Raw genomic sequence first — 13,028 nt, forward strand, 5'->3', positions numbered from 1 at the left:
GGGTAGCGATTCCCCGAGGTGCGCCATGGTCTTCCGCTTGATCGTCTGTCTGTTCGCTCTGTCGTGCATGCCGCCGGCCGCCTCGGCCGACGCCGTCGTGCCGGCGCCGCAACGCGTGCTGATTCTCGTCTATCACCGGTTTGCGGCGGAGCGCCTGGATTCGATGACGGTACGTACCGAGACATTCCTCAACCAGCTGCATGCGATCGAGGCAAGCGGCTATCGCATCGTGCCGCTCGCCGACGTGGTGCGCTGGCATGCCGGCCAGACGGATGCCGTGCCGGCGCGGGCGGTCGCGATCACGGTCGATGACGGTCACCTTTCCGTCTACGAGATACTGCGCCCGTTGCTGGCCCGGCACCCGGTACCGGTCACGCTGTTCATCTATCCGTCGGCAATCTCCAACGCCAGCTACGCGATGACGTGGGACCAGCTGCGCGCGCTTGGCGGATCCGGCGGATTCGACATCGAGTCCCATACGTACTGGCATCCGAATTTTCATACCGAGCGCGCCCGGCGCACGGCGGACGACTACCGGCGCTTCGTGTCCGTCCAGTTGAGCCGCTCCCGCGAACGGCTCGAGTCCGAAACCGGCAAGCCGATCCGGCTGCTGGCCTGGCCATTCGGCGTCCACGATGAAGAAACCGACCAACTGGCCGCTCGCGAAGGTTATGTCGCCGCCTTCACGCTCGATGCACGCCCCGTTCGGCTCACGGACCCGGCAATGGCACTGCCGCGCTATCTGATGACGGATACATGCGACGCACGATGCATGAACGGATTGCTGCACACCGCCGGGGGAAGCCATGATTGACCGCCTGATCGCCTGCCTCCTGCTGTCGCTCGCCGGTTTCGCCGCCCAGGCGGCACCGGTGACGATCACGGTCGTCGATGCCACGAACGGGCACCCGCTGGCCGGTGCGATCGGCTACGCGTCCGGCGTAAGCCGAACCGCGGATGGCGACGGAGCGTTTTCACTGGAGGTCGAAACGACCGGTACACGCTTGAGCGTGCGTGCGCCAGGCTATGCACGAACCGAAGTCGCACTGACGACGGCCGAGGTCACGCATACGATACGCATGACACCGGTGCGTCCGAAAGCGGTCTACCTGTCAGCCTACGGCATCGCGGACCGTACGCTGCGCGATGCGGCGCTCGCGCTGCAGGGCCGCACGGCCGTCAACGCATTCGTGATCGACGTGAAGGGCGATCGCGGGACGACCCCTTATCGCAGCGCGGCACGCGAAGCGATCGGCGCGGCAAGCGATCCGGCACCGCGCGTCCCCGACCTGCCGGGCCTGATCCGCGCGTTTCATGCGCGCGGGTTGTACCTGATCGCCCGCATCGTCGTGTTCAAGGACGATCCGCTCGCGGCAGCCCGCCCGGACTGGGCAGTGCGCGATGCGGCCGGCGGGATCTGGCGCGACCGCGAGCATTTGCGATGGATCGATCCGACCGTGCAGGCGGCGTGGGCACACAACTTCGACGTCGCGGAAGAGGCTGCGAAGCTGGGTTTCGACGAGATCCAGTTCGACTACCTGCGCTTTCCCGATGCGAACAACCTGCGCTTCAGCGAGCCCAATACGGAAGCGAACCGCGTGGCAGCGATCACGGGATTCCTGGCGGGGGCGCGCGAGCGGCTGCGGCCGTACAACGTTTATGTGTCGGCCGACATCTTCGGCTACGTGTGCTGGAACGAGGATGACACGCACATCGGGCAACAGCTCGGCGCATTGGGCGGGGTGGTCGACTACATTTCGCCGATGCTGTACCCGTCGGGCTTTACGTGGGGCTTGCCCGGCTGTCGCCAACCCACCGATCATCCGGGTGAGATCGTCGAACGTTCGCTTACCGAAGCGAAGCACCGCACGGGGCTCGCCGGCGTGCGATTTCGGCCGTGGCTGCAGGCGTTTCGCGACTACGCGTTCGACCACAGGGAATTCGATGCGGATGAGATTCGCGCGCAGGTCGACGCCGCGGATGCAGCCGGCACGGACGGATGGATGCTGTGGAATCCACGCAATCGCTACGATCCCGCTGCGCTGCCGCGCTGACCGGCGCGCTGCTGCTCGCGCTGGCGCCCGTCTGCGCGCGGGCGGAAGCAGGCCCGGCCGCGGCGCTACCGCCGGCCGCCGCGATCGACGCAGCCATTGCCGCCGAGATCGCCGATCGCCATCTTGCCGGCGCAGTCGTCGTGACGGGCGATGCGGACGGTGTGCGCGTACGTGTGGCCCGCGGCCTTCGTGTGACGGGCGCGGCCGCCGAGGAGATGACGGCCGATACCGTTTTCGATCTCGCGTCGCTGACGAAGCCCGTGGCGACGGCCATCGCCGTCATGCAGCTCGCGGAGCGCGGGGAGCTCGATCTCGACACGCCGGCCGCACGCTACTGGCCTGCGTTCGCCGTGGGCGGCAAGGCGGACATCACGCTTCGACAGTTGCTCGCGCATACATCGGGTCTGCCGCCCGGTGTGTCGTCTCGCGCGCTGCGCAGCCGCGCGGCGGTGCTGGCCGACATCGTCGCGATGGCGCCCGACGCGCGGCCCGGCGCGCGCGTACGGTATAGCGACGTCAACTACGTGGTGCTCGGCGAGATCGTCGAGCGTGTTTCGCGGCGGTCGCTCGACACGTGGTGCGCGACGCACATATTCGCGCCGCTCGGAATGGCGAGCACGGCGTTTCGGCCGCCCGCGTCCTTGCTGGCGCGCGTCGCACCCACGGTCGTGCGGGATGGCCGCCTGCTTAAGGGGCGCGTGCACGACCCGATCGCCGCCGCGATGGGCGGCGTGGCGGGTAACGCGGGCCTGTTCGCGAGCGCGGACGATCTCGCGAGCTTCGCACGCATGCTGCTGAACGGCGGCACACTCGGCTCGGCACGCGTGCTGAGCCGCGCCAGCATCGCGACGCTCGAGACGCCGGCCACGCTCGATGCCGAAGGCGACCTGCGCACGACCGGCTGGGCGGTCGCGGCGCCGCTCGTCGCGAACCGCTACCGGCTGCCCGCGGTCGGCGCGCTGCAGCATCTCGGCTACACGGGCACCGCCCTGTGGATCGATCCGGTGACGCGCCGCTTCGCGGTCGTGCTGACGAGCCGGCTGTATCCCGATGAAACCGGCACCGCCGCACCGTTGCGCGAGCTGGTGCTCGGCATCGTATCGAGCGGGGCGGGGCCGTTGACGTTGCCGCAGATCGCCACGCGCGCACCCGCGATGGCCGCGGCCGTCGCCCGTGCCGCCCGGCTGCCGGCATCGCACGGACCGGTGCTGGCTGGCATCGACGTGCTCGCGGCGGACGGATTCGCGGCCGTGGCCGGCAAGCGCATTGCGCTGATCACGAATCGCAGCGGCTTCGACCGGTTCGGCACGCGCACTGTCGACCTGCTCGCGCACGCGCCGGGCGCACGGCTCGTTGCGCTGTTCGCGCCCGAGCACGGGCTCGGCACCGACGTGGACGAAACGTTCAGCGACACGATCGATGCCGCGACCGGCGTGACGGTTCACAGCCTCTACGGCAGCCGCCGCCGGATCGCTCCCGAGTTGCTCGCCGACGCCGATGTCCTGGTGATCGACCTGCAGGATGCCGGCGTACGTTTCTTCACTTACCTGGCCACGCTTGGTTATGCGCTCGAGGCGGCTGCTGCCGTGCAGCGTCCGGTGCTCGTGCTGGATCGCCCGAATCCGCTGGGCGCGGATGTCGTCGGCGGCCCGGTGGCGGATCCGGGGCCGCAGACGTTCACGGGCTATTACCCGCTGCCGCTTCAGCACGGGATGACGATCGGCGAACTCGCGCGCCTGTTCAATGACCGGCTGCGAATCGGCGCCGCGCTTACCGTGGTGCCGATGGCGCACTACGCGCGCGCGATGCGCTTCGACGCAACCGGGCTGGGCTGGGTGCCGCCGTCGCCGAACCTGCGCGATGCCGGCGCGCTGTCGCTGTATCCCGAGACGGGGCTCGTCGAGGGTGCGGCGGTCAGTGTGGGGCGCGGCACTGCGACGCCGTTCGGCGTGGTCGGCGCGCCGTGGATCGACGGCCATGCGCTCGCCGACGATCTTCGCGCAATGCGGCTCGGCGCGACCTTCGCACAGGTTCGCTTCGTGCCGGCGGAAGGAACCTATCGCGGCGTACCGTGCGAGGGTGTGCGCATTGCGCGACTGCCCGGCGCGGCAAAACCCGGCGAAATCGGGCTCGCACTCGCGCTCGTTTTGCACCGTCGTTATCCCGGACTGTTCCGGATCGACGCGATTCGCGCGTCGGTCGGTTCGCGCGAGGTAGCCGACATGCTGGAAGCGGGGCGGCCGCTCGACGACATCGAACGGGTTGTCGACACGCAGGCGGCGGCGTTCGCGCAAGCGCGCGCGGCGTTTCTGCTGTACTGAATCCGCCGTGCGGCCGCGTCGTTCGATACGCGTCAACGTAGGCCGAACGGGACATGCCCTTGCGTTCGGCGAGTGCATTCAGCCGAATGTCCGGATAGGGCGTCGTCGCGGTCTCGATGCTGATCGTCCGGCGGCTGAGGTGATGGAGCGTGAAGGGCGGGACATGTATGCCGGGACACCGGTAGGCCCGCATGTGGCAATGAACGGAGAATGGCGATGGCGCTCTCGGGCTGCGGAACACGCTGTGCTTGTCGCTGTATGTTGATGTCCACGCAGAATTGCCCCCCCGGGGGGCAAGATTCGGTGAACGCGAACACTGCGGTTCCAGCCAGCGTTCGCAAGATCCAAGCCCCCCGGGGGAAACGGCCGCGAAAAAGTCCGATCCGGGTTCAATATACGTGCCACTCGGATGTGAGCAGCCTCCTGATCACATGCCTGCGTAATTCGGCCCGCCGCCGCCTTCGGGCGTGACCCACACGATGTTCTGCGTCGGGTCCTTGATGTCGCAGGTCTTGCAGTGCACGCAGTTCTGCGCGTTGATCACCAGCCGATCGCTGCCGTCGTCGTTCTTCACGAACTCGTACACCGCCGCCGGGCAGAAGCGCCCCTCCGGCCCCGCGTACGTGCGCAGGTTCACGTTCACCGGCACGCTCGCATCCTTCAGCGTCAGGTGCGCCGGCTGGTTCTCCTCGTGATTCGTGTTCGAGATGAACACCGACGACAGCCGGTCGAACGTCAGCTTGCCGTCCGGTTTCGGATACTCGATCGGCTCGCACTGCGACGCCGGCTTCAGCATCTCGTGGTCCGCGTGCTGGTGATGCAGCGTCCACGGCACGTTGCCGCCCATCACCTTCTGCTCGAGCCCGACCATCAGCGTGCCCAGGTACAGCCCCTTGGCCATCCACTGCTTGAAGTTGCGCGCGCGGTACAGCTCCGTGTACAGCCACGACTGCTTGAACGCGTCCGGGTACGCGTTGAGCTCGTCGCTCTGACGGCCGGCCTGCACCGCGTCGAACGCGGCGTCGGCCGCCAGCATGCCGGTCTTGATCGCCGCGTGGCTGCCCTTGATCCGCGATGCGTTCAGGAAACCCGCGTCGTCGCCGATCAGCGCGCCGCCCGGGAACACCGTCTTCGGCAGCGACAGCAGCCCGCCCGCGGTGATCGCGCGTGCGCCATACGACACGCGCTTGCCGCCTTCGAGGAACGCGCGGATCGACGGGTGCGTCTTGTAGCGCTGGAATTCCTCGAACGGCGACAGGTACGGGTTCGTGTAGCCAAGGCCCACCACGAAGCCGACCACGACCTGGTTGTTGTCCATGTGATACAGGAACGAGCCGCCGTAGGTATCGGACTTCAGCGGCCAGCCGGCCGTGTGGATCACGAGGCCCGGCTTGTGCTTCGCGGGATCGATTTCCCACAGTTCCTTGATGCCGATCCCGTACGCCTGCGGATCCGCGTTCGCATCCAGTTTGTACTTCGAGATCAGCTGGCGCCCCAGATGGCCGCGGCAGCCTTCGGCGAACAACGTGTACTTCGCGTGCAGCTCCATGCCGAGCTGGAAGTTCTCGGTCGGCTCGCCGTCCTTGCCCACACCCATGTTGCCGGTCGCGACGCCCTTCACGGAACCGTCGTCGTTATAGAGAATCTCGGCCGCCGGGAAGCCCGGGAAGATCTCGACACCGAGCGCTTCGGCCTGCTGGCCCAGCCAGCGCGTGACGTTGCCCAGCGAGATCACGTAGTTGCCGTGGTTCTTGAAGTTCTCGGGCAGCGCCCAGTTCGGCGTCGTCACCGCGCTTTTCTCGGACAGGAACAGGAAGCGGTCTTCCGTCACCTCGACGGTGAGCGGCGCGCCCCGTTCCTTCCAGTCGGGAAACAGTTCGGTGATCGCGCGCGGGTCCATCACCGCGCCCGACAGGATGTGCGCGCCGATCTCGGAACCCTTCTCGAGCACGCACACGCCGATCTCGGTGCCTTTCTCGGCGGCCAGCTGCTTGAGCCGGATCGCCGCCGACAGCCCGGCGGGGCCGCCGCCGACGATCACGACGTCGTATTCCATCGATTCGCGCGGGCCGTATTGTTCGGCAAAGGTCATATCAGGCATGTCTTCACTAGTCGTGTCGTTCAGTGCGGGATCAAATGGATTGCGATCGAGATCAGCCTGGACCCGGGAGCGACGGGGCACAGGTCGAGCTCCTCGACGCGTCCCTCGACCCACAGACCCTGCATCGAACCCAGCGAGACCGCGCTCAGCAAGCTGCTCTCGACGCGCCATTGCCCGGACGCGCTGATCAACAGTTGCGCAGGCGCGGGCGTGATCCGACGCGAATGGGTCGTCACGGTGACTGCTGCGCGACATGCGTCGCGCCGCGTCATTACGTTAAGGACTGTCGTCGAGCGCGTCATGCCGCTCGTCCACACGAGGAGATCGCCGGGAAAGCACGCCGGCTGCGTGGAGCGCGCGATCAGCTGCCCATCCTGCACGTTCAACTCGACCTGCGTATCGTCGATCGGGACGAGCGTGCGATCCATCCCCGGAAACTGCGAGAAGCGCGCCGATCCGTCGAGCGTTGCGAGGCTGACTCGCCAATCGGCGACGCCGTCGGCGCCGATGCGCCGGGCGACGGTCCTCGTCACGCCGGCCCCGTTTGCCCACGCTTCGGGCGCAATCAGCGCGCAATCGACGAATTGCACGCTCGGATAGCGATGGGAGGAAGGTGCGGGATGCACGGCGCTAGCGCCAACGGACGACGCCTGTGTCATGCGCCGTCTCCCGCGCCGACGTGACGCTCGAGCGCAGCTATCACATCGAACAGGTCGCCAACGAAACCGATATCGGCGAACGAGAAAATAGGGGCGTCCGGATCCTTGTTAACCGCGACGACGAGCTTCGAGTCCTTCATGCCGGCGAGATGCTGCACGGCACCGGAAATGCCGAATGCGAGGTAGACATCCGGCGCGACGGTCTTGCCTGTCTGGCCCACCTGAATCGCGTTCGGCGCATAGCCCGCGTCGACCGCGGCGCGCGATGCGCCGAGTGCCGCGCCGAGCCGCGCCGCCAGTGCGCCGAGCCTTGCCATGTTGTCGCCGGACGCTAGCCCGCGTCCGCCCGATACGACGATCGGCGCGTTGTTCAGGTCGAGGCCGGTCGCTTGCGTGCTGTGCCGCTCGAGCAGCGTCGTCACCGAGAAGGCCGGCGGATCGTCGAGCGCCGCGACGGGGGCCGGCTGGGTGCGCACGCCGGCGGGCGGGAACGAAGATGCGCGAACCGTAGCAAAGGTTTTCGCACGCGCGCTCGTCACCGTGGCGACGATACTGCCCGCATAGAGGCCGCGAACGAAGCGATCGTCGTCCGTTATTGCCACGACGTCCGCGACGAACGCGCCGCCGGCGACGGCGGCCGCACGCGGCAGCGCGTTGCGGCCCAGCGTGCGATGCGCGGCGACGAACAGCGAATAGCGCGGCGCCAATTCGCACAGCGCCGCCGCCAACGCTTCAGGCGGGATGGCAGCAGCGTCTGCCGCAACGAGATGGAGCACCTGCTCGACACCTTCGATCATGGCCGCCGCCGCTGCGGCGGCCGGGTCGAGGACCAGCACGTCGACCGGCTGGCGCCGCTGAACGGCGGCGGTCACGATGCGCGCCGTCGATTCGGCCAGTGTGCCGGCGGATGTTTCCGCGATGACGAGCGTTCTCATGCGGTGGCTCCCGAATGAACGAATACGTTTTGTGCGGCGAGCGCGGCGACGAATTCTGCAATATCGGCCGTGCGGGTGCCCGCTCGGCGGATCGCGGGTTCGTCGAGGCGAACGGTGTGCGTGGCGGGCGCCAGATCGGCGCCTAACGGAGCGGCATCGATGATTGCGAGCGGCTTCTGCTTCGCCTTGACGATGCTCGGCAGCGTCACGCGGCGCGGTTCCGCGAGCCGCAGGTCGGCGCTGATCACGGCGGGGCCGGCGAGCTGCCATGTGGCCGTTCCCGCATCGTCGCCGCAGGTGACGCGCCAGCCGGCGCCGTCCGGCGCGAGGCCGGTCGCGTCGAGCGCCTGCGGCCAGCCGAGCAGGCCGGCGAGCATCGGCGCGACGCCTCCGGTGTCGTCGTCGATCGCCTGCTTGCCGCACAGCACGAGGTCGTACGGCGACGTGGCGATGAACGCGCGAAGCAGGTGCGCGACACCCGACGAATCGAGCGACGCACCCGCGTCGCCGGTGTCGATCAGGACCGCGTCGTCCGCGCCCATCGCGAGCCCGGTGCGCAGCACGTCCTGGCATACCGGCAGGCCGCAGGTGACGACAGTGACATGCGCGGCGTGGCCCGCTTCACGCAGACGCAGCGCCATTTCGATCGCGCATTCGTCGAACGGGTTGACGGACATCTTGAGGCCGGCCGTGTCGATCGTGCCGCCCGTGCCGATACGGACGCGGACGTTCGGATCGACCACGCGCTTGATGGGGACCAGGATCTTGAGAGACATGATGTCGGCTCCGAAAGAAGGCGGGTCAGGACACGGCGCCGAGGCCGTACTTGCCGGTCAGCAATGCGCCCGTCGCAAAGCGTTCGAGCGCGTAAGGGGTGAGCGAGACGTCGGTCGGGAGACCGAGCGCATGCTGCGCGAGCAGCCTGCCGATTCCGGGTGAAAGCTTGAAGCCGTGGCCGGAGAAGCCGAAGCCCACGACGAGCCCGTCGATGTCGCCGACGTTGCCGAGCACGGGGTTCCAGTCCGGCGTGACGTCGTAGACGCCGGTCCACGACGACGCGAGCCCGGCCGTTTCGTACGCAGGGAAGCGCTCGGCGACCTGCGCGCCGACCTCGGCGACGTAATCGAGGGAGATGTCGCCCTGTTCCGTCTCGGGCGCATTCAGCGTCTCGCCGACCACGCCCTCGGACACCAGCATCTGGCTGCCGCCGTAGCTGCGGTAATACAGCATGCCGGGCGAGCCGAGATCCTTGAACGCCGGCATCTTGAACGAGTAGTGCGCATCGCATTCGAGCGCCAGCACGGTGTGGCGCTCGGGCTTGACGGGCAGCGGCACGTCGATCCAGTCCGACAGTTCGGGCGTCCAGATGTTCTGCGTGCTGATCAGCGTGCCGCAGGTGAAGCGTCCGGCGGTCGTGTCGACGCCGACGACGCGGCGGCCCTCGCGCAACACGCCGGTGACGGTCGTGCCTTCGAGAATCTTCACGCCGCGGCGGCGCGCGGATTTCGCGAAGCCGGTGGCGACGAGATACGCGTCGGCGAATCCGGCCTCGGGCTCGAAGCCGATCAGCGCCGCGTCGTCGAAGCGCGCGATCGGCAAGCGCGCCTGCGCGTCCTGCCGGTCCAGCAGCTGGACCTCGATACCCATCGCACGCTGTGCGTCGAGCGACGCGCGCAGCGGATCGAGCTTGTCGCCGTCCGGCGCGCAGATCATGTATCCGCACTTGACGAGGCCACACGACGCCTCGTCGTCGCCGACGTATTCGGCGAAGTTGTTGAAGGCCCACCAGGATGCGCGCGCGAGTTCGACGTTCTGACGCACCGAGTAGTGCGTGCGCAGCAGGCCGGACGATTGCGACGTCGTTCCGGCGCCGATCATCCCGCGTTCGACGACAAGCACGTTACCGGCGCCGAACGACGCCAGATGATGTGCGACGGATGCGCCGATCACGCCGGCTCCGATCACGATGAAGTCGTAATGGCTCATGATTCCCTCTGGGTAGGCAGTGAGCCGATTCTAGAAAGTACGGGCGCGGCCGAATTTTGTATTAGGCAAACTTATGCTGCGTCCCCGGAAGTGCTCATCTCGCGCCCGGGCCGCCCGATCCGGCGCACCATCCGTTCCATGCCGCCGGTCCGCCGAATCCGGCGTCTACCCGGGAGAAACGATGAGACGCACCCCACCGCCAATCGATCTGCGGGCGCTAGAGGCATTCGTCACCGTCTGCGAGACCGGTTCGATGACCGCCGCGGCCAGGCGGATCGGCGTGAGCCAGAGCGCGATCAGCCAGGCGATCACCGCGCTAGAGCGCGAGCAGGGCACGGTGCTGTTCGACCGGGACAGCCGCCCCCCGCGCCCGAATGTCGCCGGGCGTGCATTGCTCGAACTGGCTCGGCCGCTGCTGGAGCATGCGCAGATGGTCAGCGCGCGCGTCGGCGACGTGTCGGACGCCGGCCGGCTGCCGGTGCGGCTCGGCTGCGTCGATTCATTCGCCGCGACGGTCGGCCCGGAGTTGATCCGGGCTGTTTCCGGCACCTCCCGGCAGATCACGATGTGGTCCGGGCTGACACCCGGGCTGAGCAAGCAGCTGCACGATCGGGAGCTGGATGTCGCAGTCTGTACGCAGACCACGCTGAACGATGCGCGCATCGTCGAGATGCCGCTGTTCTCGGAGGCGTTCGTCGCGGTCGTTGCGCGCAGCCACCTGGCCGGCCGCCCGAAGCTCGACTGGCGCACGCTGGCGGCGGAACTGCCGCTGATTCGCTACACCGCGCGTTCGGTGATCGGCCAGCAGGTGGAACGCTACGCGCGGCACCTCGGCATCGACAGCCCGAAGCGCTTCGAATTCGACGCGACCGATCCGCTGCTGAGCCTCGTGGCCGCGCGGCTCGGTTTTGCGATCTCGACGCCGCTATGTCTGTGGCAGGCGCGTCACTATCTCGCCGAAATCGAGGTATTGCCGCTGCCGTCCGGACGGCTCGGTCGGCGGGATTTCTTCCTGCTGCACCGTCAGGGCGAGTGGGACGATTTCGTCAGGGAAATCGTCGCGTTGACGCGGACCGTCATCGACCGCTCGATTCGGCCCGCGCTCGAACGCGCGTTGCCGCATCTGCCCGACGATGCGCTGCTTTGATTTCCACGGAGTGCCATATGACCGAACTGTTTACGTTGCAGCGGGGCGATGCGCCGCTGCTGATTTCGATTCCCCATCTCGGCACCGGGATTCCGGCGCCGCTGCGCGACACGTACTCGGAGGCCGCGCTGACGCTCGCCGATACGGACTGGCATCTCGACCGCCTGTACGCGTTCGCATCGGAATTTGGCGCCACGGTCCTTGGCGCGACAGTGTCGCGCTATGTGATCGACCTCAACCGGCCGCAGAACGACGAAAGCCTGTATCCGGGGCAGACGACGACCGGGCTGTGCCCGACGGAGACCTTCTGCGGCGAACCGGTTTACCGGGAGGGTGGCGCGCCCGACGCGCAGGAGAAAGCGCGCCGGGTACATGAATACTGGCAGCCGTATCACGCGACGCTCGAAGCGGAGCTGGCCAGATTGCGTGCGCGGCATGGAAACGTGTTGCTGTGGGAAGCGCATTCGATTGCGAGTGTGCTGCCGCGACTGTTCGACGGCAAGCTGCCGGACCTGAATCTCGGCACGCAGGACGGCCGCACCGCCGCGCCGGCGCTGCTCGCCGCCGTGGCGCGCGAAGCCGCGGCGAGTCCGTTCACGTGGGTGGCCAACGGCCGCTTCAAGGGCGGCCATATCACGCGGCGGTTCGGCGAGCCGTCGTGTGGGGTGCACGCGATCCAGCTCGAGATGTGCCAGTCCACATACATGAGCGAGGCATTTCCGTTCGCATACGACCCCGCTCGCGCGGCGGCCGTGCAGCCGACGCTGCGCCGGATGATCGATGCGGCGCTGGCTGTGCTCGCGACGTTGCCGCCCGCCTCAGCATAAGCACTCCTGATACATCTTCGTAACCGCGGTTTCCGTTTCAGTGCGCCGTTGCACCGTATTCAACAAGACGTCGCACCGCGGGCAGGCAGGATCGATTGAACAGATGAAACGACGCACGGCACGCATCCGCCGAAAGTGTTTATCAGCGGGAATCTTTGATTCATGTAGGGAAACTTGGCACGGAGCTTGCATCGTATTTGGCGTCACTCTTCGGTTTGCTGACCGTAGACGAAGATCGACAGGAACTGGATCGGTGTCTTGATCAGGCGTTCCGGGCCATGCGGCACGTCACCCCGGAAGGTCAGCGTGTCGCCGGGATGGAGGATGTAGGTCTGCTGGCCGTGGCGATACTCGATCACGCCCTTGAGCATGTGGATGAACTCGGTGCCGGGGTGTTCGAAGACGGGAAAGCGTTCCGCCTGATCTTCCATCGTGATCAGGAACGGCTCGAAGAGCTTGCGCGGGCCTTGGTCGTAGGCGAGCAGATGGTAGGTGTGGCCGCGTTTGGTGCCTTTGCGGACGACTTCCATGCCGGCGCCCTTCTTGACGAGCTGGGCGCCGCCCTGCGGAACGTCGAAGTTGCGGAACAGCGTCGACATCGACACGCCGAGCGCCTGCGCGATGCGGTGGAGTACGTCGAGGCCGGTGGAGGTCTGCGCGTTCTCGATTTTCGAGAGCATCCCGCGGCTGATGCCGGCCTGCTCAGCGACCTGTGCGATGGTCAGGCCGTGATGCTGGCGAAGCTCGCGGATCGTCGAGCCGAGATACCGTTCGAGCGGTGGTTTGCTGTCGTCTGCGGTGGACATCGTCGGCCTCGGTAAAAAAGGGCAGGGTAGCAGATTGTGGCGGCGCTGCCGCGGGAGGGAGTAGTTCGGATAAAAAGTTTCATGGCAGGAATTATTGTTGACTGTCAATAAATTCCTCCACGTACTGCGGACATGCCTGCACCGCCGTTGCGGCGATGTCTGAACGTGTCGAGTAGCCGGGTCGCTCGCGTG

Annotated in this window: 11 protein-coding genes; 5 read left to right on the forward strand and 6 right to left on the reverse strand. The window is 67.2% G+C overall.

The window, feature by feature from the left end:
- The first annotated feature begins 25 nt into the window (after positions 1-25).
- The 3 genes from DM992_RS17800 to DM992_RS17810 are packed head-to-tail and all read left to right on the forward strand — an operon-like array spanning position 26 to position 4,375.
- Positions 26-814, forward strand: a complete 789-nt coding sequence (locus DM992_RS17800) for a polysaccharide deacetylase family protein (RefSeq protein ID WP_111017979.1) — start codon at positions 26-28, stop codon at positions 812-814.
- Positions 807-2,054 carry a putative glycoside hydrolase gene (locus DM992_RS17805; protein ID WP_111017980.1) on the forward strand — a complete coding sequence of 416 codons (1,248 nt, stop codon included), beginning with the start codon at positions 807-809 and terminating at the stop codon, positions 2,052-2,054. The genes DM992_RS17800 and DM992_RS17805 overlap by 8 nt, the downstream gene beginning before the upstream one ends.
- Entirely contained in the window at positions 2,000-4,375 is a 2,376-nt protein-coding gene (locus tag DM992_RS17810) for an exo-beta-N-acetylmuramidase NamZ domain-containing protein (protein ID WP_111017981.1), read from the forward strand. Before DM992_RS17805 ends, DM992_RS17810 begins: the two co-directional genes overlap by 55 nt.
- 427 nt (positions 4,376-4,802) lie before the next feature.
- On the opposite strand, the gene DM992_RS17815 is transcribed toward DM992_RS17810, so the two are convergent.
- From DM992_RS17815 to DM992_RS17835, 5 genes are read right to left on the reverse strand one after another with little or no spacing between them, the layout of a single operon-like run.
- Positions 4,803-6,467, reverse strand: a complete 1,665-nt coding sequence (locus DM992_RS17815) for an electron transfer flavoprotein-ubiquinone oxidoreductase (protein ID WP_239511401.1) — start codon at positions 6,465-6,467, stop codon at positions 4,803-4,805.
- A gap of 29 nt (positions 6,468-6,496) precedes the next feature.
- Entirely contained in the window at positions 6,497-7,135 is a 639-nt protein-coding gene (locus DM992_RS17820) for a HutD family protein (RefSeq protein ID WP_111017983.1), read from the reverse strand.
- A complete protein-coding gene (locus tag DM992_RS17825) occupies positions 7,132-8,070 on the reverse strand; it encodes an FAD-binding protein (protein WP_111017984.1) in 939 nt (312 codons plus the stop codon). Before DM992_RS17825 ends, DM992_RS17820 begins: the two co-directional genes overlap by 4 nt.
- Positions 8,067-8,846, reverse strand: a complete 780-nt coding sequence (locus DM992_RS17830; protein WP_111017985.1) for an electron transfer flavoprotein subunit beta/FixA family protein — start codon at positions 8,844-8,846, stop codon at positions 8,067-8,069. The genes DM992_RS17825 and DM992_RS17830 overlap by 4 nt, the downstream gene beginning before the upstream one ends.
- A gap of 25 nt (positions 8,847-8,871) precedes the next feature.
- Entirely contained in the window at positions 8,872-10,056 is a 1,185-nt protein-coding gene (locus DM992_RS17835) for an FAD-binding oxidoreductase (RefSeq protein ID WP_111017986.1), read from the reverse strand.
- Between the two features lie 181 nt (positions 10,057-10,237).
- On the opposite strand from DM992_RS17835, the gene DM992_RS17840 reads away from it, so the two are divergent.
- Both DM992_RS17840 and hutG read left to right on the forward strand, forming a co-directional pair.
- On the forward strand, positions 10,238-11,203 hold the full coding sequence (locus DM992_RS17840; protein ID WP_111017987.1) for a LysR family transcriptional regulator: 966 nt from the start codon (positions 10,238-10,240) through the stop codon (positions 11,201-11,203).
- A 17-nt stretch (positions 11,204-11,220) separates the two neighbouring features.
- Positions 11,221-12,030, forward strand: a complete 810-nt coding sequence (gene hutG / locus DM992_RS17845; protein WP_111017988.1) for an N-formylglutamate deformylase — start codon at positions 11,221-11,223, stop codon at positions 12,028-12,030.
- 203 nt (positions 12,031-12,233) lie between these two features.
- Here hutG and DM992_RS17850 read toward each other — a convergent pair whose 3' ends face one another.
- Positions 12,234-12,836: an XRE family transcriptional regulator gene (locus DM992_RS17850; protein ID WP_111017989.1), complete on the reverse strand. Its 603-nt coding sequence runs from the start codon at positions 12,834-12,836 to the stop codon at positions 12,234-12,236.
- Between the last annotated feature and the right edge of the window lie 192 nt (positions 12,837-13,028).

Source organism: Burkholderia sp. JP2-270, assembly GCF_003233675.1.
Classification (GTDB): domain Bacteria; phylum Pseudomonadota; class Gammaproteobacteria; order Burkholderiales; family Burkholderiaceae; genus Burkholderia; species Burkholderia pyrrocinia_C.

What these genes read in the sequence shown, in the direction of transcription:
- DM992_RS17800 (WP_111017979.1), top strand. Translation starts at nt 26, where the DNA reads ATGGTCTTCCGCTTGATCGTCTGTCTGTTCGCTCTGTCGTGCATGCCG.
- DM992_RS17805 (WP_111017980.1), top strand. Translation starts at nt 807, where the DNA reads ATGATTGACCGCCTGATCGCCTGCCTCCTGCTGTCGCTCGCCGGTTTC.
- DM992_RS17810 (WP_111017981.1), top strand. Translation starts at nt 2,000, where the DNA reads ATGGATGCTGTGGAATCCACGCAATCGCTACGATCCCGCTGCGCTGCC.
- DM992_RS17815 (WP_239511401.1), bottom strand. Translation starts at nt 6,467, where the DNA reads ATGACCTTTGCCGAACAATACGGCCCGCGCGAATCGATGGAATACGAC.
- DM992_RS17820 (WP_111017983.1), bottom strand. Translation starts at nt 7,135, where the DNA reads ATGACACAGGCGTCGTCCGTTGGCGCTAGCGCCGTGCATCCCGCACCT.
- DM992_RS17825 (WP_111017984.1), bottom strand. Translation starts at nt 8,070, where the DNA reads ATGAGAACGCTCGTCATCGCGGAAACATCCGCCGGCACACTGGCCGAA.
- DM992_RS17830 (WP_111017985.1), bottom strand. Translation starts at nt 8,846, where the DNA reads ATGTCTCTCAAGATCCTGGTCCCCATCAAGCGCGTGGTCGATCCGAAC.
- DM992_RS17835 (WP_111017986.1), bottom strand. Translation starts at nt 10,056, where the DNA reads ATGAGCCATTACGACTTCATCGTGATCGGAGCCGGCGTGATCGGCGCA.
- DM992_RS17840 (WP_111017987.1), top strand. Translation starts at nt 10,238, where the DNA reads ATGAGACGCACCCCACCGCCAATCGATCTGCGGGCGCTAGAGGCATTC.
- hutG (WP_111017988.1), top strand. Translation starts at nt 11,221, where the DNA reads ATGACCGAACTGTTTACGTTGCAGCGGGGCGATGCGCCGCTGCTGATT.
- DM992_RS17850 (WP_111017989.1), bottom strand. Translation starts at nt 12,836, where the DNA reads ATGTCCACCGCAGACGACAGCAAACCACCGCTCGAACGGTATCTCGGC.